Source organism: Streptomyces ruber (assembly GCF_014648075.1).
GTDB lineage: Bacteria > Actinomycetota > Actinomycetes > Streptomycetales > Streptomycetaceae > Streptomyces > Streptomyces ruber.
The window spans coordinates 150,243-171,361 of sequence record NZ_BMQK01000014.1 but is presented as its reverse complement, the minus strand read 5'-3'; the positions used below and the strand labels follow the sequence as shown (position 1 = coordinate 171,361).

General features: G+C 73.8%; 19 protein-coding genes and 4 pseudogenes. 10 read left to right on the top strand and 13 right to left on the bottom strand.

Going from position 1 to position 21,119, the window contains the following annotated elements; genetic code table 11:
* Position 1: 1 nt before the first annotated feature.
* From IEZ04_RS25790 to IEZ04_RS35160, 6 genes and pseudogenes are all read right to left on the bottom strand, one after another.
* Complete coding sequence (locus tag IEZ04_RS25790; RefSeq protein ID WP_189219337.1) at positions 2 to 871, bottom strand: GvpL/GvpF family gas vesicle protein; 870 nt, start codon at positions 869 to 871, stop codon at positions 2 to 4.
* Entirely contained in the window at positions 868 to 1,182 is a 315-nt protein-coding gene (locus tag IEZ04_RS25785) for a gas vesicle protein K (protein WP_189219336.1), read from the bottom strand. The genes IEZ04_RS25790 and IEZ04_RS25785 overlap by 4 nt, the downstream gene beginning before the upstream one ends.
* Positions 1,183 to 1,217: 35 nt before the next feature.
* Complete coding sequence (locus IEZ04_RS25780; RefSeq protein WP_229821278.1) at positions 1,218 to 2,147, bottom strand: gas vesicle protein; 930 nt, start codon at positions 2,145 to 2,147, stop codon at positions 1,218 to 1,220.
* Complete coding sequence (locus tag IEZ04_RS35845) at positions 2,144 to 2,644, bottom strand: gas vesicle protein (RefSeq protein ID WP_308429834.1); 501 nt, start codon at positions 2,642 to 2,644, stop codon at positions 2,144 to 2,146. The genes IEZ04_RS25780 and IEZ04_RS35845 overlap by 4 nt, the downstream gene beginning before the upstream one ends.
* Positions 2,645 to 2,817: 173 nt before the next feature.
* A pseudogene (locus IEZ04_RS25770) lies at positions 2,818 to 3,424 on the bottom strand (glycosyltransferase); the annotation flags it as partial.
* Positions 3,425 to 3,440: 16 nt separating this feature from the next.
* Positions 3,441 to 3,545: pseudogene (locus IEZ04_RS35160) on the bottom strand (helix-turn-helix domain-containing protein); the annotation flags it as partial.
* On the opposite strand from IEZ04_RS35160, the pseudogene IEZ04_RS35155 reads away from it, so the two are divergent.
* Both IEZ04_RS35155 and IEZ04_RS36045 read left to right on the top strand, forming a co-directional pair.
* Positions 3,532 to 4,007: pseudogene (locus tag IEZ04_RS35155) on the top strand (ABC transporter substrate-binding protein); the annotation flags it as partial. The pseudogenes IEZ04_RS35160 and IEZ04_RS35155 sit on opposite strands and share 14 nt — an antisense overlap.
* Positions 3,993 to 4,175, top strand: a pseudogene (locus tag IEZ04_RS36045) (ABC transporter ATP-binding protein); the annotation flags it as partial. The pseudogenes IEZ04_RS35155 and IEZ04_RS36045, both read left to right, overlap by 15 nt.
* Positions 4,176 to 4,229: 54 nt before the next feature.
* Here IEZ04_RS36045 and IEZ04_RS25765 read toward each other — a convergent pair.
* The 3 genes from IEZ04_RS25765 to IEZ04_RS36040 form a co-directional block, all read right to left on the bottom strand.
* On the bottom strand, positions 4,230 to 5,639 hold the full coding sequence (locus IEZ04_RS25765; RefSeq protein WP_229821277.1) for an NtaA/DmoA family FMN-dependent monooxygenase: 1,410 nt from the start codon (positions 5,637 to 5,639) through the stop codon (positions 4,230 to 4,232).
* A gap of 23 nt (positions 5,640 to 5,662) precedes the next feature.
* Positions 5,663 to 6,901: an LLM class flavin-dependent oxidoreductase gene (locus tag IEZ04_RS25760; protein WP_189219334.1), complete on the bottom strand. Its 1,239-nt coding sequence runs from the start codon at positions 6,899 to 6,901 to the stop codon at positions 5,663 to 5,665.
* 130 nt (positions 6,902 to 7,031) lie between these two features.
* Complete coding sequence (locus IEZ04_RS36040) at positions 7,032 to 7,148, bottom strand: putative leader peptide (RefSeq protein WP_373296359.1); 117 nt, start codon at positions 7,146 to 7,148, stop codon at positions 7,032 to 7,034.
* 273 nt (positions 7,149 to 7,421) lie between these two features.
* On the opposite strand from IEZ04_RS36040, the gene IEZ04_RS25755 reads away from it, so the two are divergent.
* Positions 7,422 to 9,275, top strand: a complete 1,854-nt coding sequence (locus tag IEZ04_RS25755) for a thiamine pyrophosphate-requiring protein (RefSeq protein ID WP_189219333.1) — start codon at positions 7,422 to 7,424, stop codon at positions 9,273 to 9,275.
* Here the strand turns inward: IEZ04_RS25755 and IEZ04_RS25750 are convergent.
* Positions 9,181 to 10,590 (bottom strand): Lrp/AsnC family transcriptional regulator, encoded by a 1,410-nt coding sequence (locus IEZ04_RS25750; protein WP_189219332.1) that lies wholly within the window; start codon positions 10,588 to 10,590, stop codon positions 9,181 to 9,183. The genes IEZ04_RS25755 and IEZ04_RS25750 overlap by 95 nt on opposite strands.
* A gap of 63 nt (positions 10,591 to 10,653) precedes the next feature.
* Between IEZ04_RS25750 and IEZ04_RS25745 the strand changes: the two genes are divergently transcribed.
* Positions 10,654 to 10,926, top strand: a complete 273-nt coding sequence (locus IEZ04_RS25745) for an AbgT family transporter (RefSeq protein WP_229821276.1) — start codon at positions 10,654 to 10,656, stop codon at positions 10,924 to 10,926.
* A gap of 338 nt (positions 10,927 to 11,264) precedes the next feature.
* Entirely contained in the window at positions 11,265 to 13,199 is a 1,935-nt protein-coding gene (locus IEZ04_RS25740) for a calcineurin-like phosphoesterase C-terminal domain-containing protein (protein ID WP_229821275.1), read from the top strand.
* 217 nt (positions 13,200 to 13,416) lie between these two features.
* On the opposite strand, the gene IEZ04_RS25735 is transcribed toward IEZ04_RS25740, so the two are convergent.
* Positions 13,417 to 13,821, bottom strand: coding sequence for an AraC family ligand binding domain-containing protein (locus IEZ04_RS25735; protein WP_189219330.1), 405 nt, complete (start codon positions 13,819 to 13,821; stop codon positions 13,417 to 13,419).
* Positions 13,822 to 13,919: 98 nt separating this feature from the next.
* Here IEZ04_RS25735 and IEZ04_RS25730 point away from each other — a divergent pair, with 98 nt between their 5' ends.
* The gene (locus IEZ04_RS25730) at positions 13,920 to 14,435 is read left to right on the top strand and encodes a GNAT family N-acetyltransferase (protein ID WP_189219329.1); all 516 of its coding nucleotides are present in this window, start codon (positions 13,920 to 13,922) and stop codon (positions 14,433 to 14,435) included.
* Here the strand turns inward: IEZ04_RS25730 and IEZ04_RS25725 are convergent.
* Complete coding sequence (locus IEZ04_RS25725) at positions 14,405 to 15,253, bottom strand: alpha/beta fold hydrolase (protein WP_189219328.1); 849 nt, start codon at positions 15,251 to 15,253, stop codon at positions 14,405 to 14,407. The genes IEZ04_RS25730 and IEZ04_RS25725 overlap by 31 nt on opposite strands.
* A gap of 191 nt (positions 15,254 to 15,444) precedes the next feature.
* On the opposite strand from IEZ04_RS25725, the gene IEZ04_RS25720 reads away from it, so the two are divergent.
* The 4 genes from IEZ04_RS25720 (at position 15,445) to IEZ04_RS25705 (ending at position 20,378) form a co-directional block, all read left to right on the top strand.
* Entirely contained in the window at positions 15,445 to 16,014 is a 570-nt protein-coding gene (locus IEZ04_RS25720) for a TetR/AcrR family transcriptional regulator (protein ID WP_189219327.1), read from the top strand.
* 96 nt (positions 16,015 to 16,110) lie between these two features.
* Positions 16,111 to 17,292: a GDSL-type esterase/lipase family protein gene (locus IEZ04_RS25715; protein ID WP_189219326.1), complete on the top strand. Its 1,182-nt coding sequence runs from the start codon at positions 16,111 to 16,113 to the stop codon at positions 17,290 to 17,292.
* A gap of 143 nt (positions 17,293 to 17,435) precedes the next feature.
* Positions 17,436 to 19,208 (top strand): glycoside hydrolase family 35 protein, encoded by a 1,773-nt coding sequence (locus tag IEZ04_RS25710; protein ID WP_189219325.1) that lies wholly within the window; start codon positions 17,436 to 17,438, stop codon positions 19,206 to 19,208.
* A 30-nt stretch (positions 19,209 to 19,238) separates the two neighbouring features.
* The gene (locus IEZ04_RS25705) at positions 19,239 to 20,378 is read left to right on the top strand and encodes a LacI family DNA-binding transcriptional regulator (RefSeq protein WP_189219324.1); all 1,140 of its coding nucleotides are present in this window, start codon (positions 19,239 to 19,241) and stop codon (positions 20,376 to 20,378) included.
* A 98-nt stretch (positions 20,379 to 20,476) separates the two neighbouring features.
* Here IEZ04_RS25705 and IEZ04_RS25700 read toward each other — a convergent pair whose 3' ends face one another.
* The gene (locus tag IEZ04_RS25700) at positions 20,477 to 20,968 is read right to left on the bottom strand and encodes an ATP-binding protein (RefSeq protein ID WP_189219323.1); all 492 of its coding nucleotides are present in this window, start codon (positions 20,966 to 20,968) and stop codon (positions 20,477 to 20,479) included.
* Positions 20,969 to 21,119 lie beyond the last annotated feature (151 nt).

Sequence of the window (21,119 nt, the reverse complement as noted above, 5' to 3'; positions counted from 1 at the left end):
CTCAGACGCCGGGCGGGTGCGGCCGCGTCCCCCCGCCGACGGCCTCGGCCGTCCCGTCCCGCTCCCGCATCCCGAGGCCGTCCTCGGTGAAGGAGTACGGGGGCCAGGGGCCGAGGAAGCGGATGCGGACGGCGGGGTGGCGGGCCCGGAGCTCGCTCAGCACGGTGCCGACGGTGTCGATGTCCTCCTTCCGGACGAGGAGGGCGGCGGACAGGACGTCCGTCTCGTCCGGGGCACGGTGCGCGCGGCCCCGGTCGCGGAAGTCCTCCGCGACGGACAGCAGCCGGTGCCGGGCCTCGGCGTGCAGGGTGTCGGCGAGCTGCCCGGCCGCGTTCCGCACGTCCTGCTCCTGCTGCCGGGCCAGCAGCCGGCGCATTCCGGCGGACCGGCCGGCGAGTTGCGCCGCCCGCGGGTCCGTCCGCGTCTCCCGCGCGGTGACCGCCGTGCGGTCCACGGTGATCTCCACCCTGAGTTCACACCGGCCGGTCAGTGCGTCCAGCCGCTCGGTGATCTCCGCCGCCCGCCCGGTGAGCCAGTCCGTCAGGCGCTGTTCGGCCCGCCGTCCGCCGCCGGCCGGGTCCTGCGCCGGCTCCTCGTCGGCGACCAGGACGTTGAACGTCATCGGCAGGACGCCGCCGGTGCGTTCCCACACGGTGGTCACCGCCCGGCTCTGCTGTTCCACCCAGCGGCGCACCTGGTCGTCGGCGCCCTCGAAGGGCTTCGGCGACGCGTCGTGGACCAGCGCGGCGACGTCGGTGCCGGGCACCGGCACCAGCCGGAGGGGACGGTCGTCGAGGCCGGTGACGCCGTCGGCGGCCCCCGGCCGGTGGCGGACCAGCGCGTACACGTACAGCGCGGTCTGCTCGGTCATCCGCGTGCCTCCTCCGCCCAGCGCCTCGGATTGATCAGCTTGTCCACGACGTCGTCGACCACCTCGTCGAGACCGCGGTGCAGATCGGCCACGGAGGACGTGATGCCGTGGTCGTCCTTGATCTGTTCCATCGCCTCGTCCAGTTCCAGCAGGGCGTCCGCCAGGCGTTCCATCTCCTCCAGGGTCAGGTCGCCGCCGTTCATGCGGCGCACGGCCTGGCGTTCGAGTGCTTCCTGGATCACTTCGACCAGGGTGACCACCAGAGAGAGCACTCCGTGCTTGAGGCTCTTCTCGTCGACGGTCAAAGACATGGGTCCTCACCCCTCCTGCTGCTGTACTCGGTCACTCATCCGGTCACCGCCACGGGACGGCCGGGGGTCAGCCACGCCGCCCACGCCTCCGGGTCGTCGGCGGCCAGCCGCACCTCGCCGCGGGCCGTCGTCTCCAGGGCGAGGACCCCGCCGGTCCCGGCGGGACCGCGCTCGTCCAGCCGCCGCAGGCCGGTGATGTCCGCCCGGGACAGGACCAGGGCGGGCCGGGCGTCCACGGGAGACTTCCACGTCAGGGTGTCGGCGGTCAGCCGTCCCTGTCCGCCGCGCCACAGCGGACCGCCGCGGCGCGGCTCGTGGTACCACAGGTGCCCCTCGGCCAGGGTCTCCTCCTCGGGCGTGGGCGCGAACAGGAAGGCCCCGTCGAGACGGCCGGCGCACGCGTCGGTGAGCAGGTCGCGCAGTTTCCCGGGCTCCCGGGCCGAGAGGCGCTCCTCCCGGCCGTCGGTCAGCGCCAGCCGCAGCCGCAGCCGCTCCTCGCCGCCCACCGTGCGCTCGGGCTCGAGCCGTACGGCGCGGACGGCGCCCAGCTCGGTCTGCCACAGGATCTCCCGTGGCTCGTCGCGCAGGACGACCAGGCGCTGGTCGGTCAGGTAGACGGTGCCGGGCCGCCACCCGGTGTAGATGCCCTCGGTCAGCAGGTGGCCGCCGCTCATGCGGCAGACGACGCCCTCGCCGTCCCGCAGGTCGATGGCGCGGCGGACGGCGGACCGCTCGGCCCAGGCGCGGGTGGCCTCGTCCCAGTCGCGCATCATGCCGTACTCCAGCATCGTCTCCATCCCGGCGATGGCCGCGCGGATGCTGACACCGATCAGCGGGATGTCGGCCACGGCGACGATGAGGTCCAGGTGCAGGACGGCGCCCTTGTTCAGGAGGACCTCCACCAGGTCGTCCAGGGTCACCCGGGGGTCCCGGGTGGGCCGCATCGGTGGCCGGCCGTCCGTCATGCCGAACCGCCTCCGTCCCCGGTCCGCACCCCGGCCTCCGCCTCGGTCCGCTCCGCCGCGCTCTCCTCCGCGCTCTCCTCCGCTTCCGCGTCCGCGCGCTCCCCGGCGGCGGAGTCGTCCCGGCTTGTGGTGACGGCGGCGGGGGTCTGCTCGGTGACGCCCCGCTCCAGCCGGGACTGTGCGCTGCGCCAGCCGCACCAGGGGCACCACTGGTTCAGCAGTTGGTCGACGGGAGCGCGCTTGCCGCACTCCGGGCAGGTCTCCTTCTCCTCGCGCGCCTCCCGCCAGGCGGCGGTCTCGGTGTCCGTGCCCGACGGGAACTCCAGGCCGTAGCGCGCAGCCGTCTCGAAGGAGGCCAGTGCCGCACGCAGGCGGATGCCCAGCAGTTCCACCCCGGCCACGGAGACCATGATGTCGGCGTTGAGGACGAGTCCCTTGTCCAGCAGGGTCTCCACCACCGCGGCCAGGCTGCCCTCGCCGTCCCGCCTGGGCTGCATCGGTGTCATACCCGTGGCCGACGCCGCGGGCGCCGGCGCACTGCGCCGCACGGCCGGGGGCGGGAACCCGCTCTCCCCCGGCATGCTCCTCTCCGGAAAGCTGCTCATTCCCCGCGTTTATCCGCTCTCCGGGCCCTCACACACCGGTGAGCAGGGTGGACTGCCCCGATCGCTCATCCCTCGGCGAGCCGCTCGACGGCTTCGAGCACGCGGCCCGCCCCGTCCTCGGCCGCCATGCGGCGCGCCGCTCCTGCGGCGGCTTGGGTGTACGTCCGCTGCCTCACCACGCGGCCGAGCGCGTCGGCGAGCCGTCCGGCGGTGAGGGACCGGAAGGGGAGCGGTCCGGCCGCGGCACCGAGGGCGGCGAGCCGTCCCGCCCAGAACGGCTGGTCGGCGGTGACCGGCACGGTGACCGCGGGCACCCCGGCGCGCAGCGCGGCGGCCGACGTACCGGCGCCCGCGTGGTGCACCACCGCGGCCAGCCGCGGGAACAGCAGGGCGTGCGGGACGTCCCCGACGGTGAGCACGTCGTCGCCCTCGGCGGCCAGTCCCGCGCTGCCCGTCTGGAGGATGCCGCGCAGCCCGGCGCGGCGCAGCGCCCGTACGGCGATCTCGCTCAGCCGTTCCCCGTCGCCGCCCGCCATGCTCCCGAAGCCGACGAGGACGGGCCGGGGTCCGGCGTCCAGGAAGTCCTCCAGGCGCGCGGGGAGCCGGCCGGCCGGGTCGTGGTGGGGCCACCAGTTGCCCACGACCTCCAGGGCCGGGACGCCAGTCGGCGGGGCCCTTCGTCCGTGTCCTCGTCGGGCACCCAGCGCAGCACGTCGGGCTGGCAGCCGGGCGTGCGGCAGATCGCGTCGAGCGTCGTGAAGCGGACCGCCTTCGCGCGGCCGGACGACAAGACCATCGTCTTCAGGCTGAAGAAGCCCGTCGGCGGCTTCCCCTGTCTGGCGACTGTCTGGCGACGCAGACCCGGTTCGCACCCGTGCCCAAGGACGAGGACACCGGCACCGGGTACGAGGAGCACCCGGTCTCCTCCGGGCCGGACAAGGCCGTCGAGAACACCAACGACGGTGAGCGGCTGCAACTGGAGCGCAACGAGCACTGGTCGGAGGAGACCGACGACCAGCGCAAGGCCTGCCCCGACACCATCGACGTGCGCTCCGGACTCGGCCCGGCGGTTATCAACCAGCGTCTGTCGACCAGTTCGGGGGACGACGCGGCGGCCATCACGACCGACACGAACCTCGGTCCCGCCGGGCTCGCGCAGATCGGCTCGGACGACAGCCTCAGGTCCCGTGTCGGCGTCGGGCACTTCGGCTACACCAGCCACCTGGCGTTCAGCCCGAAGGTGAAGCCCGACGACGGCGGCGACAGCGCTGATCGAGGTCGACGGGCTGACCGTCGACCTCCCCACGCCGTCGTGGAGGAGGGCCCGGCCGACACGGTGTACGACGCGCCGCGGGACCCGTACACCAGGGCCCTGCCGGCGGCCGTTCCCGTGCTCGACCCGGCGGAGGCCGCCGCGCGGCCCGGACGGCCGCCGGCTGAGTGGCCGGCGGCCGTCCGGGCCGGTGTGCGACGAGCCCTACGACGCCGTCCGCTCACCCCCTGCGTCGTCCATGGAGGTTTCCCCGCTCGAGCGAAGCCGGGAGTGGGGGAGGGCGAGACCCAGGTGGTCGCGGAGGGTCGGGCCCTCGTACTCCGTGCGGAAGACGCCCCGTTCCTGGAGCAGCGGGACGACCCGGTCGGCGAAGGCGTCGAGCCCGCCCGGGGTGATGTGCGGGACGAGGATGAACCCGTCGGCGGCGTCGGCCTGGACGAGGTCGTCGATGGTCCTCGCGATCGTCGCCGCCGAGCCGACGAAGTTCTGCCGGTTGCCGGTCTCGATGACGAGGTCGCGGATGGACCAGCCGTTGGCCGCGGCGAGCTCCCGCCACTCGCGGGCGGTGGCCAGCGGGTCCCGGTACATGCGCACCTGGGCGCGGCCACGGGCGATGTGGTGCTCGCCGAGGTCGGGGTCGATGTCGGGCAGCGGGCCGTCCGGGTCGTACGAGGAGAGGTCGCGGTTCCAGACGAACTCCAGGTGCTTGATGGCCGTGGCGCCGCTGACCTGCTGCCGGCGCACCTCCTTGGCCAGCTCCTCCGCCTCGGCGTCGGTGTCGCCGAGGACGAAGGTCGCGGCGGGCAGGATGAGGAGCTGGTCGGGGCGTCGGCCGTAGGCGGCCAGCCGGCGCTTGACGTCCGTGTAGAAGGCCCGGCCCGCCTCCAGGGTGGCGTGCCGGCTGAAGATCGCGTCGGCACCGGAGGCGGCGAACTCGCGGCCCTCGTCGGAGTCGCCCGCCTGGAAGATCACGGGGCGGCCCTGCGGGGAGCGCGGGACGTTGAACCGTCCCTCGATGTCGAAGTGCCGTCCGTGGTGCACGAAGGCGCCCGCCTTCGCGTCGCGCAGGAAGGTGCCGGTGACCCGGTCGGCCACGATCTCGTCGCCGTGCCAGGAGTCGAAGAGCTCGTGGGCGGTGGCGAGGAACTCCTTGGCGCGGGAGTAGCGCTCCTCCTGCGGGAGGAAGCCGCCGCGCCGGAAGTTCTCGCCGGTGAACGCGTCCCAGGAGGTGACGACGTTCCAGGCGGCGCGTCCACCGGAGAGGTGGTCGAGGCTGGCGAACTGGCGGGCGACCTCGTAGGGCTCGTTGAAGGTGGAGTTGATGGTGCCGGTCAGGCCGAGGTGCTCGGTGACGGCGGCGAGCGCGGACAGGACGGTGAAGGTGTCGGGGCGGCCGACCACGTCCAGGTCGTAGATCCGCCCGCCCTGCTCGCGCAGCCTGAGCCCCTCGGCGAGGAACAGGAAGTCGAACCTGGCGCGTTCGGCGGTGCGCGCGAAGTGGGCGAAGGAGCCGAACTCGATGTGGCTGCCGGCCTCGGGGTCGCTCCACACGGTGGTGTTGTTGACGCCGGGGAAGTGGGCGGCCAGGTGGATCCGCTTCAGCGGCTTGCTCATGGTGGTTTACCGTCCCTCCGGCTTCAGGCGGTCGCGGCGGCGTAGCGGTTGGCGGGGCGGGGCAGGCCCAGCAGGCCGCGCAGGGTGCCGGCCTCGTAGGCGTGACGGAAGGCGCCCCGGCGCTGCAGCTCGGGGACCAGGCGCCGGGTGATCGCCGGGAGGTCGTGGCCGAGAACGGCGGGCCGGAGCCGGAACCCGCTCAGCCCGGCGCCCTGCAACTCCTGCAGCTCGTCGGCCAGTCGGTCGGGGGTCCCGGCGAAGACACGGGCGTCGCTGGTGTACGGCTCTCCCGCGAGGGCGTCCAGACGCTCCCGGCGGGCCACGGCCTCGGCGGGGTCGTCGTCCAGGAAGACCACCAGGTCACCGAAGACGTGCAGGATGTCCCCGGCCCGGCCGGCCGCCTCCTGCTCGGCGCGGATCTCCGCGACGATCGCGCGGGCCTGGCCGGTGTCGTGCGGGGTCACGTAACCGACGTCGGCCTGGCGGGCCACCAGCCGGTACGGGACGGTCCGGTGGGCGAGTGCGGTGACGACGGGCTGGCCCTGCGGCGGACGCGGGGTGATGGAGGGGCCCTTGACGCTGAAGTGCCGGCCCTGGAAGTCGATGTAGTGCAGCTTGTCACGGTCGACGAAGCGGCCGGTGGCAGTGGACCGGATCTCCGCGTCGTCCTCCCAGCTGTCCCAGAGCCGGCGGACGACCTCCACGTAGTCGGCGGCCTCGTCGAAGAGCCCGGTCACCACCTCCTGCGCGGCCGGGCTGTCGTAGGCGTCGATGCGCGGGATCGTGCGGCGGCCGAAGTGCGCGGCCTCGTTCGGGCGCGCGGTGATCTGCGCCCGCAGGCCCGCCCGGCCGGTGCTGACGTAGTCGAGGGTGGCGATGGCCTTGGAGAGGTGGAAGGGCTCCGTGTGGGTGACCACCGCGGTCGGGACCAGGCCGATGTGCCGGGTCAGCGGCGCGACACGGGCGGCGACGAGGACGGCGTCCAGGCGGCCGCGGACCTGGTCGGTGCGGTCGTCCGGGTCGAAGGGGTGGGAGGACTGGGGGCCGAGGCCGTCCTCGATGGTGACGAAGTCGAGCAGGCCGCGCTCGGCCTCGGCGACCAGGCCGGCCCAGTACCCGGCGGTGAACAGCTCCCCGGGCCGGGACACCGGTTCACGCCAGGAGGCGGGGTGCCAGCCGGTGCCGTCCAGGGCGACGGCCAGGTGCAGCGGCGAACGAGAAGAGAACGAGGAGGACGAGGAGGACGAGGAAGAAGGGGACACGAGTGAGGTGCCTTCCTGGAGATCCGTACGGGATCGCCGGTCCGGCGCGTGCACGAGGAACACGTGCGGAGGAGGCGGCGGCCGGCGAGCACAGCGACACGAGGTCCCCGGCCGGAGGGCCGGGGAGGACTCAGGGGCGACAGAGCGCGCCGGCCACACGCTGCAGATCGATGTGCGGCCGGGAGTGGAGGCGGACACGGCGGCGGGGGTTCAGGGCGCGGGCAGGGGTGCGGGGCCTGCGTCGCATGGCCACACCTCCGTCCGCCGTCCGCGCGAGTGCCGTGTCGTACCTCTCGTCGTACGTCGTGAGGGACAACGGCCGGACCCCGCCGTCTGTTCCTGGCACGCGTGTCGGCGCGGGGCCGTGGGCCGCGGAGGTGATGGCGTGTCCGGGGCGTTTCCCCCCGACTCGCACGGTTACCCATGGATTGTCATGCCGGGCGGCCGGACGGCCGCCGCCGGCCCGGCAGTCCTGCCCCGAGCACGTCGCAGGACACGCGGATACGGGAACGGAGTGCCCATGGCCAGCACGAAGGTGTCCGACCACATCCTCCAGCGGCTGCGGGACTGGGGGGTGGACCACGTCTTCGCCTACGCGGGCGACGGCATCAACGGTCTGCTGGCCGCCTGGGGCCGCGCCGGCAACCAGCCGAAGTTCGTCCAGGCGCGGCACGAGGAGATGGCGGCCTTCGAGGCGGTGGGGTACGCCAAGTTCTCCGGCAAGGTGGGCGTGTGCGCGGCCACCTCGGGGCCGGGCGCGATCCACCTGCTGAACGGGCTGTACGACGCCAAGCTGGACCACGTCCCCGTCGTCGCGCTGGTCGGGCAGACCAACCGCAGCGCCATGGGCGGCTCGTACCAGCAGGAGGTGGACCTGCAGAACCTGTTCAAGGACGTGGCCTCGGAGTTCTGCGAGACGGCCATGGTGCCCGAGCAGCTCCCCAACCTCCTCGACCGGGCGATCCGCACCGCGTACGCCAAGCGCACCGTCACCGCGGTCATCCTCCCCGCCGACGTGCAGGAGCTGGACTACAGCCCGCCGACGCACGCGTTCAAGATGGTGCCGTCCAGCCTGGGCCTCGGGCAGTACGCGCCGGTCCCGGCCGACCAGGACATCCAGCGGGCCGCCGATGTGCTGAACGCCGGCGAGAAGGTCGCCGTCCTCGTCGGGCAGGGGGCGCGCGGTGCGCGGGCCGAGGTGGAGCAGCTCGCGGACCGCCTCGGGGCCGGGGTGGCCAAGGCCCTGCTGGGCAAGGACGTGCTGCCGGACGACCTGCCGTACGTCACGGGCTCCATCGGCCTGCTGGGCACCCGCCCGTCCTACGAGCTGATGCGGGACTGCGACACCTTGCTCATGATCGGCTCCAGCTTCCCGTACACGCAGTTCATGCCGGAGCTGGACCAGGCGCGGGGCGTCCAGATCGACGTCGACCCGCACATGATCGGGCTGCGCTACCCGTTCGAGGTGAACCTGGTCGGTGACGCCCACGAGACGCTGAAGCGGCTGCTGCCGCTGTTGCGGCAGAAGCGCGGGAAGACCACCCGCGCCTGGCGGAAGAAGATCGAGAAGAACGTCTCCCGCTGGTGGGAGGTGATGCAGCGGCGGGCCGCCGTGGACGCCGACCCGATCAACCCCGAGTACGTGGTGCACGCCTTGGACGGCAAGCTGCCCGAGGACGCGATCCTCGCCGCGGACTCCGGCTCGGCCGCCAACTGGTACGCCCGTCACCTGCGTTTCCGCGGCCGGATGCGCGGTTCCCTGTCCGGCACGCTGGCGACGATGGGGCCCGGGGTGCCGTACGCCATCGGGGCGAAGTTCGCCCACCCGGAGCGGCCCGCGATCGCCCTGGTCGGGGACGGGGCGATGCAGATGAACGGCATGATGGAGATGGTCACGGCCGCCAAGTACTGGCGCGAGTGGGCCGATCCGCGGCTGGTCGTGGCGGTGCTGAACAACTGCGACCTCAACCAGGTGACGTGGGAGATGCGCGCCATGGAAGGCGCCCCCCGGTTCGAGGAGTCGCAAGCCATCCCCGATCTGCCGTACGCGGAGATCGCACAGCGCATCGGCCTGGACGGCGTACGGGTGGAGAAGCCCGAGCAGGTCGAGGCCGCGTGGGACCGGGCGCTCGCCGCCGACCGGCCGTTCGTCATCGACTTCCGCACCGACCCGGCCGTCCCGCCGGTCCCGCCGCACGCCGAACTGGACCAGATCGAGGCTGCGGCCTCCGCCGTCCTGCACGGCGACAGCGACAGCGCGTCCGTGCTGAAACAGGGGTTCAAGTCGAAGGTGCAGGAGTTCCTGCCCGGCGGCCGGCACCGGTCCGACCGTCCGGGCGCCGGGGCGCACGACAGCGCCGAGGAGAACAAGTGAGGTGACCGGGACCGGCCGTCTCCACGCACCGGGTCCCCACGGATCCGCACGGCGGCGCCGCCGCCCCGACCTGGCCGGTCCCGGCCTGTTCCACCTGTGAACGGCAGCCGGAGCCGGCCGCCGGGACCGGCGTCGCCGCGTCCGCCGCCCGTAGGGCGGCCGTCCCGCCTCCGCGCAGGCCGCGCAGCGCTCCCCCGCGGGACTGGTCGCCGCCCCGGGACAGCGGCTGCGCCCGCACGCCGGGACGGGACCCGGCCCACGACAGGTCGCCCGGCCACTGAGGGGAGGGGTTCTCCACGGGCGTGTGACCGCTCGTCGGGAGCGGTTCCTCCATGGGCACCCTGAGGACGCTGTGCCCGCGGCGGTCCAGCACCCGGCCCACGTTCTTCTCCGTGCGCAGCACCACGGCACGGTCACCGACCCGGAAGCCGCACCGCGCCGGCTTCTGTTCCAGGTGCGCCTCCAGCCGGTGCACGTCGTGGACCCCGCGCAGCCACACGTCGAGGATCATGTTGTACGGGCCCGCCGTGACGGCGCACGGCCGCGGCTCCGGAAGGGTACGCAGCGCGGTGGAGGCGGCCTCCAGGTGCTCGGCCGGCACGGAGGCGGAGCAGACGGCGGAGGCGGAGCAGACGGCGGAGACGGGCCGGCCGGTGAGCGGCCGGGCCAGGCTGCACCGCGGCACCAGCTGCCCGCCGTCCAGCAGCTGGGCGAGGCGCCGGCGGGCGGTGCTCACGCCGGTGCCGGCGCGGGACGCGAGCTGGTTGAGCGGCATCCGCCCGTCCTCGCCGAGGGCCACGACGATGCGCCGGTCGACCGGGCGCAGCGGTTCCGCGGGCACCGTGGGCTGCCGGGCTACGGCCAGCAGGGCGCGCTGCTCGGCGGAGAGGCTGCGCAGGCGCCGGCGGCTGCCCTCGAAGGGCGCGGCGGTGATGACGTGCGAGCGGGCCGCCCGTACGCCCGGGCAGCGCGCGATCCGCTCGCCGATGCAGTCCGCGAGGCCGTCGAGGTCGTGCGCCCGGACGACGGCCAGGATGTCCCGGGCGCCGGAGGTCTGCTCGACGCTCATCGCCTGCCCGTCCCGGGCGAGGAGCCGGGCGACCCGTCCGGCCTCCGCGGCCTCGGTGACGATCTCGGCCTGGGCGAGGACCCGTCCGCCGGCCTCGGGCGCGAGGTAGCCGTCGACCCAGGCGGCGCCGAGCCCGGTGAGCCGGTTCCAGCGGCGGGCGGCGGTGACCGCGCCGACGCCGAGCGCCTTGCCCACCAGGGACCAGGGGGCCCGGGGCTGGATCCGGAGGGCGTTGACGACGGCCATGTCCAGCTCGCTGAGGACGGTGTCGAATCCCCGATGGTCGAATCCCCGACAGTCGAATCCCCGGTGGCCGATTCCCCGGTGGCCGATTCCCCGGTGGTCGAGATCTGCATCGTGATCTGCTTCCTGGACGCGCAGATGATCACACCGCTCAGTCCGTACCTGTTCCTGTCCCTGGCCCTGCTGCGCCGTTACGAGCCGGAGGCGGAACTGGGCACCCCGATGTCGCGCCTGGCGGTCGACCTGGTGCCGTTCCTGGTCACCTGGCCGGCGGTGCTCGGCGTCTCCTACGCGCTGGACCTGCCGCTGGGTCCGGGGGCGGAGGTGCTCCTGCCGTGATCCCGCGGTGAGGCCCCCGTTTCGGTGCCGGGTCCGCTCCCGCGTCGAGCCGTCAGGGCGCGAGCCCGCCGCGCGGGCAGGGTCCCCGAGGGCGCGCGCCGCCGGGCGCACCCTCGCCCAGCCCTGCGACTTCCGCACTCCACGCACTCCACGCGCCCCATGCACCCCGCGATGCCCGGTTCCTTGCCGTACGTCCCGCGGGGCGCACTGAGCGGTGCCTGTCCCTCCACGTTTCGCCTGTTCCTCGCCCGCCATTCAACTCCGGCGGACAGTCTCACTGCCGCCGGCCGTCCCGGGGCCGGTGCTCCACCTGCCGGAACTACGGAGGTGCCACAGCAATGCCACTGTCCCGCCCCCACGTCGGACGCGCCCGCGCCACGGCCGTCACGCTCGGCGCGATGGCTCTCGCCGGTTCGACCGCCCTCGCCCTCACCGTGCAGGGGCCCGCGTCCGCGGCTCCCGAGTCCGCTCCCGCCCCCGCAACCGCCGACCGCGGTCCCGGCTGGGACGAGACCGCGTACCGCGGCCACATCGAGGTCGTGCCGGCCGACGCCCCGGCGGAGGAGACCGCGGCGGACCGGCCGGTGCTCAGGGGCCGGGTCTTCCTCGACCGCGACCGCGACAGCAGCAGCGACGGCGGACGCGACCGCGGCGTGGCGGGCGTGTCGGTGACCAACGGCCGCGACGTCGTGACCACCGACCGCCAGGGCCGCTACGAGCTGCCCGCGTTCGACAACATGACCGTCTCCGTCACCCAGCCCGCCGGCTACCAGGTCCCGGTCGACGACAGCAACGTCGCCCAGTTCCACTACAACCACCTGCCCGCCGGCTCCCCGGAGCTGCGCTACGGCGGCATCGAGCCGACCGGCCCCCTGCCGAAGGCCGTCAACTTCCCGCTGGTCAGGAGCGGTGCGACCGCCTCCGCCAAGCAGAACTGTGTCATCGCGGGCGACCTGCAGACCTACAACAGGACCGAGGTCGGCTACGCGCGCGCCGGTGCCATCGCGGACCTGTCGAAGCGCGACGACCACCAGGGCTGCGGCTCGCTGTTCATCGGTGACGTGGTCGGCGACGACCTGTCGCTCTACCCGGACGTCAAGGGCCTGACCAAGGAGCTCAACGGCCCGGTGCGCTTCCTGCCCGGCAACCACGACCTCGACTACGACGCCGAGACCGCCGAGCACTCCTTCGACACCTTCCGGCAGCAACTGGCCCCGGCGTACTACTCGTACGACGCCGGCCGCACCCACGTCGTCGCGCTCAACACCGTGCGCTACCCGTGCACCCCGGACGTCGACAACGCCGACGGCGACCACCCCCACTGCAACGACCCCGAGAACAAGCCCGCCTACAACGGGCGCCTCGGCGAGCGGCAGCTCGCCTGGCTGAAGGCGGACCTGGCCCGGGTGCCGAAGGACAAGCTGGTCGTGGTGGCGAGCCACATCCCGCTGCTGACCTTCGCCGACGAGGGCAGTCACCAGCACCAGACGGACGAGCTGCTGGAGGTGTACGAGCTGCTTGAGGGCCGCAAGGCGGTCGCCGTGGCGGGCCACACCCACAGCGTCGAGAACATGAAGACCGGTGACCTGTTCAAGGGCTGGAAGGACATCTTCGGCATCGACGGGCTGCCCTTCCCGCACATCGTGGCCGGTGCCATCTCCGGCGACTGGTACTCCGGCGAGCTGACCGAGCACGGCTATCCGATCGCCGTCGGCCGCGACGGCGCCCTGCCGGGTGTGCTCACGCTGAACGTGAACGGCAACCGGTTCAAGGAGCGCTTCACCGTCACCGGACGGGACGACGGCTTCCAGATGCAGCTCGGCGTCAACTCGCCGACGTACCGCGAGTGGTACGCCGCGCGCCGGCAATGGAACGAGGACAAGGAGGGCGAGGCGCCCGAGCTGGCCGACACCACCGTCGTCACCAGGGACGACCTGGCCGGCACCACCTGGCTGACCACCAACTTCTTCATGGGCTCCACCGGTTCCTCGGTGCGGGTCAGCATCGACGGCGGCAAGGCGCGCCAGGCCGTGCGCACCCAGCGGGCGCGGGGCGAGGACCAGCTGATCGGTCCGGAGTGGTCCGACCCGCGCGGCGTCGCGCACCAGCTCGTCGACGGTGGCAGCGTCGCCGACCGCTCGATGCACCTGTGGCGGCTGGAACTGCCCGCCGGGCTCGGGAACGGCACCCACCGGGCCAAGGTGACGGCGACCGACTCCTACGGCCGCACGTTCACCGAGACCCTGACGTTCAAGGTCGCCGACGACCGCTGAGCCCACCCCCGGATCGTCCGGACGACCTGGGCATCCGCCCCGGGCGCCGCTCCCGCGCGGCGTCCGGGGCGCTCCCGCGATCCGGACCCGCCCCGCCCCGCCAGCGGCTGCCCCCGTCGGAGGCCCCGGCGTCCTTCCGCCGGGCCACCGTCCCCCGCTCGGCCGCCCCGCCGGACTCCGGGCTCTTCGGTGAGCCGCTGCCCGAGGGGCGGGGCGCCTATCCGGACGCGGGCCGGTCCGTACGACGGATCTGGAGGCCGGGGCGCCTTCGGTGCACCGTCAGGTAGAACAGGCCGTCGTCCCCCGCGGCGAGGCTGCGGCTGCTGCCCCGGGGAAGCCAGAGCAGCGACCCCTCGGAGAGGTGCTCGGCCCGGCCGGTCCCGGTGACGGTGCCCCCGCCCGCGACGACGAACAGCAGCACGTCCAGCTCCGGCTCCACATGCGTGTCCACGGTCGCGTTCGGCGGGAGGTGGACGACGTTCGCGTCCAGCTGCCGCCCGGCCTCGGTGAGCTTCCACGCGACCCCGGCGGGCGCCGGTGCGGTGACGAGGCCGGTCACGTCGCACAGGGTGCGCGGGACGGGCTCGGGAACCGGCCCGGCGGCTCCGTCGGTCTCACGCACGCGTTGTTCCTCCCGGCCGGACGAGACATCCCCCCGATCATAGGCGGGTGGTGGGCACACCCCTCGTCCGGGCGCCTCCCGGCGGCTACCGTGCCTGCATGCCGGCCGATCGCACCGTCATCGTCCGCCCCGGAACCGCGACGGACGTGGACGGGGCGCTGTCCGTCCTGGACGCCGCCGAGACCCGGAGGACGGGACGGCCGTCACGGGCGGGCGGGTTCCGGGACCGCACCCGCCGACGGCTCGGCGACTCCGGCACGTTCTTCTTCGTCGCGGAGAGCCCGGCGGACGGCCCGGTCGGCCTCGCGGCCGCCACGAGCGGCCGCGAGCACGGCGGCACCGGCCCGGTCCTCCCCGGGCTGTGCCACATCAGCGTGGTCGCCGTCCATCCCGCGCACTGGGGCGAGGGACTGGGCGGGCGGCTCGTCCGGGCACTGCTCGCCCACGGACACGCCCGCGGCTACGACCGCTTCCAGCTGTTCACACAGGCCGGCAACGCCCGCGCCCAGCGGCTGTACGAGAGCCTGGGTTTCGTCCTCACGGGCCGGACCGACGTGTCCGACGGGGGCGAGGACATCGTCCACTACGTGCGGGAGCGGCCACGCGGCCGCTGAAGGAACGCGACGAGGGCGGTGGTGAGTTCGGCGGGGGCGTCCTCCTGCACGAGATGGCCCGCGCCGGCGATCGGCTCCCACTGCGCGTGGGGGATCAGAGCGGCGAGTTCCCGTCCCCTGGCGACGGGCAGCCAGGTGTCCTCCTGGCCCCAGCAGAGCAGCACCGGGATGTCGATGTCCGCGTACCGGTCCTGGATCTCGTCGGTGTACCGCTGGTCGGCCTGGGCGATCTGCCGGTAGAAGGCGGCCTGGCCGGGGTCGCCCTCCCAGGGCTGCACGAGTCGGTCGAGGACCGCCGGCCGCAGGCCGAGGTGGCTCGCCGAGCTGACGTACTCACGTACCAGAGCGCGGTGCAGAGCGGGCGGGAGCCGTTCGAAGACCGCAGAGTGCTCACCGACGAGCCGGAAGAACGGAGTGCCCCACGGCGCCAGGGCCACTGGGTCGACCAGGGCGAGCGCCCGGTAACGGGCACCGTGCAGCAGATGCGCCCGCAGGGAGACCGCACCGCCGAAGTCGTGGGCGACCACCGCCGGCGCGTCCAGCCCCCAGTGGTCCAGCAGCTCCGCGAAGACCCGGCCCTGCGCGGCCAGGGACACGTCCTGCCCCTCCGCCTTCTCCGAGGCTCCGTAGCCCGGCATGTCCCAGACGAACACCTGGTGGCCGCGCGCGAGCGACCGGGCGACGGCACGCCAGACGAACGACGAGAAGGGGGTGCCGTGCAGCAGGACGACCGGTTCACCACCGGGGTCCCCCAGACGCTCCCAGCTCACCTCACCGGACGTACTGGTGAACGTCTCGGTCAACTGCCAGTTCCGCATCGGTGCCGTACCTCCCGGTCCGCCGGAGCATCCGCGTCCCCGATCGTCGCATGTCCCCCTGTCCGAGCACACCTGCTGCAGGACGGTCGTCCGTCACCGCACGCGTTCATCGACGGCTTCGGCATTTGCCTAATACTCTTAGGCGGGTGCACAATGCATTAGGCAATCAGCATCCACCTGAAGGGAGAGCCATGGCCCGCGCCGGACTGACCCCGGAGCGCCTCGCGCAGGAAGGCGCGGAACTGGCCGACGAGCTCGGCTTCGACGAGGTGACCGTCTCGGCCCTGGCCCGGCGGTGCGGCGTCAAGGTGCCGAGCCTGTACTCCCATGTACGGAACTCCCAGGACCTCAGAACCAGGATCGCCCTGTTCGCCCTGGAGGAGCTGGCCGACCTGGCCGCAGCCGCACTGGCCGGCCGGGCGGGCAAGGACGCCCTCGTCGCGCTGGCGGACGTCTACCGCGACTACGCCCGCGAGCACCCCGGCCGGTACGCCGCCAGCCGGTTCCCGCTCAGCCCCGAGGCGGCCGCCGCCAGTGCGGGCCCCCGGCACTCGCAGATGACACGGGCGGTCCTGCGCGGCTACGACCTGACCGAGCCCGACCAGACGCACGCGGTGCGGCTGCTGGGCAGCGTCTTCCACGGTTTCGTCAGCCTGGAGCTGGCGGGGGGCTTCAGCCACAGCGCCCCCGACTCCCGGGAGAGCTGGTCGAGGGCCCTGGACGCGCTCGACGCCCTGCTGCGCAACTGGCCCGCGAACTGACCGCCCGTACGGCCGTCCCACCGCTTCACCCCACTCCACTTCTTCGATCACCAGGCCGAGAACGAGCCGAGAACGAGCCGGAACGAGCTGAGACCGATGCACACCGGACCCCACTGGATCACCACACCCGTCACCGCGGAGCTCCTGCGCGGCGCCGTCGAGACGGAGCGCACCGCCCACGGTGTGCTGCCGCACCGGCTGCCGTCCTGGGCGCGCGCCCAGTGCGCCGACGGGCAGCTCGCCATGGCCGAGTCGCAGCCCTCCGGCGTACGGCTGGTCTTCCGCACCCGCGCCACCGCCGTCGAGCTGGACGCGCTGCCCACCAAGCGCGTCTACGCGGGCGCCCCGCCCCGCCCGGACGGCCTGTACGACCTGTTCGTGGACGGTCGCCCGACCGCTCAGGGCAGCGTCACGGGCGGCAGCACCCTGACCGTCGACATGGCCACCGGTTCGGCCGAGCACCGGCCCGGACCCGTCGGCACGCTCCGCTTCGACGGTCTGCCCGACGGTGACAAGGACGTCGAGATCTGGCTGCCGCACAACGAGACCACCGAGCTCGTCGCCCTGCGCACGGACGCTCCCGTCGAGCCCGCACCGGACCGGGGACGGCGGGTGTGGCTGCACCACGGCAGCTCGATCAGCCACGGCTCCGACGCCGCGAGTCCCAGCACCACCTGGCCCGCGCTGGCCGCGGCCCTCGGCGGTGTGGAGCTGGTCAACCTCGGCCTCGGCGGCAGCGCCCTGCTCGACCCGTTCACCGCCCGCACCATGCGGGACCTCCCGGCCGACCTGATCAGCGTCAAGATCGGCATCAACGTCGTCGGCCTCGACCTGATGCGCCTGCGTGCGTTCGGACCGGCCGTCCACGGGTTCCTCGACACCATCCGCGAGGGTCACCCCGAGACCCCGCTGCTGGTCGTCTCGCCGATCCTGTGCCCCATACAGGAGGACACCCCCGGCCCGGGCGCCTTCGACTACGGCGCGCTGAGCGAGGGGAAGCTGCGGTTCAGGGCCACCGGCGACCCGGCGGACATCGCGGCCGGCAAGCTGACCCTGAACGTGGTCCGCGACGAACTGGCCCGGATCGTGGCGCAGCGCTCGGCCGGGGACCCGAACATCCACCACCTCGACGGCCGCGAGCTCTACGGCGAGGCGGACCACGCCGAACTGCCCCTCCCCGACGGGATCCACCCGGACGCCGCCACCCACCGCCGCATCGGCGAGCGCTTCGCCCGGCTCGCCTTCACCACCGGCCCGTTCGCGGAGCGCGCCCTCTGACGACGGCCGGCCACCGGCGCGGCGCGCGTGCGCACACGACAGGAGCCGGCCCGGAGCACGGTCCCGGGCCGGCTCTGTCGCACCCGGCCGAGTTACCGGTAACATCCCAGCTCCGGCCGCCGCCCTCCGAGGAGGACCCCGCCATGCCCGCCCTGACCACGACGTCCGACGGCTTCCTGCTGCACGGCGAGCCCCTGCGGATCGTCTCCGGAGCGATGCACTACTTCCGCGTCCACCCCGACCAGTGGGCCGACCGGCTGCGCAAGGCCCGCCTGATGGGGCTCAACACGGTGGAGACGTACATCCCCTGGAACCTGCACCAGCCCGACCCCGACGGCCCCCTCGTCCTCGACGGCCTGCTGGACCTGCCCCGCTACCTGGACCTGGCCCGGGCCGAGGGACTGCACGTGCTGCTGCGCCCCGGACCGTTCATCTGCGCCGAGTGGGACGGCGGCGGACTGCCCACCTGGCTCACGGAGTCCGGGGACGTCCGGCTGCGCACCTCCGACCCCCGCTACACCGGGGCCGTCGACCGCTACCTGGACCTCCTGCTGCCGCCGCTGCTGCCGTACATGGCGGCGTCCGGCGGTCCCGTCATCGCCGTACAGGTGGAGAACGAGTACGGGGCCTACGGCACCGACACCGCCCACCTCGCGCACCTGGCCGGGGCGCTGCGCTCGCGCGGCGTCGACGAGCTGCTGTTCACGTGCGACCAGGCCGACCCCGCGCACCTGAGCGCGGGCAGCCTGCCCGGCACCCTCGCCACCGCCACCTTCGGCAGCAGGGTCGAGGAGAACCTCGCCCGGCTCCGCGCCCACCAGCCCGAAGGGCCCCTCATGTGCGCGGAGTTCTGGATCGGCTGGTTCGACCACTGGGGCGGGCCGCACCACGTACGGGACGCGGCCGACGCGGCGGCCGACCTGGACCGGCTGCTGGCCGCGGGCGCGTCCGTGAACATCTACATGTTCCACGGCGGCACCAACTTCGGCTTCACCAACGGCGCCAACCACTACCACGCCTACACGCCGACCGTGACGTCGTACGACTACGACGCCCCGCTCACCGAGTCGGGCGACCCGGGCCCCAAGTACCACGCCTTCCGCGAGGTCATCGCCCGGCACACCGGCGTGCCCGACGAGCCGGTCCCGGCCCCGGCTCCCAAGCTTCCGGTGACCGAGGTGGTACTGGACCGGCGCGCGCCGTTCCTGCCGCACGCCGACCTGCTGGCGAAGCCCGTGCGCACCGAGGACCCGGCGACGGCGGAGGGCCTCGGCCTGCGCGCGGGGTACGTCCTCTACCGCACCGCCCTCCCCGCCGCCGGTGACGGCGTGCTGCACTTCGCCGGCGGCGTCGGCGACCGCGCGCAGGTCTTCGTCGACGGCTCCCCCGCCGGCGTCCTGGAACGCGAACGCCACGACGAGACACTGCCCGTACGCGCGCCCCGCGCCGGTGCCACGCTCGACGTCCTCGTGGAGAACATGGGCGGAGTCAACTACGGACCGCACATCGGTGATCCGAAGGGACTGCTCGGCCGCGTCACTCTCGACGGCGCCGCCGTGCGGGAGTGGGAGTGCCGCCCGCTGTCCCTGGCGGACCTGAGCGCCCTGCCCTTCGAACCCGTCCCCGACTCCGTCTCCGGTGCGAGTACCGGCCCCGTCTTCCTCCGCGGCGGCTTCGACGTGCGCGAGCCCGCCGACACCTTTCTCGCGCTGCCCGGCTGGACCAAGGGCCAGGCCTGGGTCAACGGCTTCCACCTGGGCCGCTACTGGAACCGCGGCCCGCAGCGGACCCTGTACGTCCCCGCGCCCGTGCTGCGTCCCGGCGCCAACGAACTCACCCTGCTCGAACTGCACGCCACCACCGCCGCGCGGGCCGTGCTCACCGACACCCCCGATCTCGGGCCCGAGCCGTCCTGAGGCCGTGCGCCCGGCCTATAGTCCGGTGGCATGACACGAAGCGCTGCCGAGGGCCCGTCCCGCAAGGGACGCAACCGGCGCGGTTTCGCGGGCGCGCGCCCCGTGATGGACGACGTGGCGCGGCTGGCCGGTGTCTCCAAGCAGACCGTCTCGCGCGTCCTCAACGACCATCCGTCCGTCCGCCCGCACACGCGCGAAGCCGTCCTGGAGGCCATGCGCGCGCTCGGCTACCGGCCCAGCCGCAGCGCGCGCTCCCTGGCCAGCGGCCGGACGCGGATGCTCGGGGTGATCTCCTTCGACGCCGCCCGGTACGGTCCCGCCTCCATCCTCACCGCCGTCAACACCGCGGCGCAGGAGAGCGGTTACCTCGTCGGCTCCGTCGCGATCACCACAGGGGACCCGGACCCGGTGCTGCGCGCCGTCGACCGGCTGACCGCCGAGGGCGTCGACGGCGTGATCGCCATCGCCCCGCAGCGCGGCGTCGGCCAGGCCCTGGCGGCCGCGCGCCCCGGCATGCCGCTGGTGATGCTGGAGAGCGACCTCGCGGACGGCACTCCCCTGGTCACCGCGGACTCCCGCACGGGCGCCCGCGAGGCCACCGAACACCTCCTCGGCCTCGGGCACGGCACGGTATGGCACATCGCGGGCCCCAAGGGCTGGATCTCGGCCGAGGAGCGGCTCGACAGCTGGCGCGCCACGCTGACGGCGGCCGGGGCCCCGGTCCACGAGCCCCTCTTCGGCGACTGGAGCGCCGATTCGGGTCACGCACTCGGACGTGTCCTCGCCGGACGCCCCGGCGTCACCGCCGTGTTCGTGTCCAACGACCAGATGGCCCTGGGCGTGCTGCGCGCCTTCCACGAGGCCGGGCGCCGCGTACCGGAGGACGTGAGCGTGGTCGGGTACGACGACATCCCGGAGGCCGCGCACTTCCTGCCCCCGCTGACGACCGTACGCACCGACTTCGGGGAGATCGGCACCCGTGCGGTGCGTCTGCTGCTGGACCGCATCGACGGCCGGAGCGCGGCGGCCGGCGTGCCGGTCACCCCGGTCCGGCTCGTCGTGCGGCGCAGCAGCGGGCCGGCGCCGGGACGCCGGGCCGGCGCCCGGGCGGGGGAGGCTCCTCCCGCCCGGCACCACGGCAGAGCACGACGTCCGGCCTCTTACGACTGAACTCTCGGGGCTGGTCTCTTGGAACCGAGCTCTTGGAACTGAGCTCTTACGACTGCTCTCTTGCGGCCGCGACGTCCCGGTGCGTACGACGCCCGCCGTCACTGCCGGTGGTCGTGGTCCTGCCCGGCCGCGGCCCCGGTGCCCGCCAGCCCCGCACAGCAGCCGCCGGCCCCGCCCTCGCCGGAGGCGGACGGCGGGCGGAAGCAGGCGATCACCGTCTTGCCGTGGGGGCAGCGCTGGGCCTCCCAGCCGTCCGCCAGCGCGTCCACCAGGAACATGCCGCGCCCGCCGGGACGCTCGCCGCTCGGCGGCTGCGGTGCCGGCAGGTCGGCGGAGCCGTCGTGCACGGCGATGTGCAGGCAACGGTTGTCCCAGGTCATCATCAGCTGGGCCGCGCTGTGGGCGTGCACATGGGCGTTGGTGACCAGTTCCGAGACCGCCAGCAGCACCGCGTCCGCCGTGTCCGGCGCGCTCGTGGGCCACCCCAGCGTCTCCAGGTGCCCCCACGCCCAGTCCCGCGCCGCCTTCGCTCCGCTGCTCAGCGGCAGGCACCGGGCCCAGCCCACCGCCCGCACCGATGACTCACCCATCGTGACCCCTTCCCCGGTCTTCTCCGGCCCGATACGCCACTGCCGCGACACGAGTACCCGTCGTTCCCGCCTTGACGCCGCCCGCCCGGGGGAAACACCACGCGCTCCTGACACACCGTCAGGCCCGCTCGCCGGGCCGGACGCCGGTGAC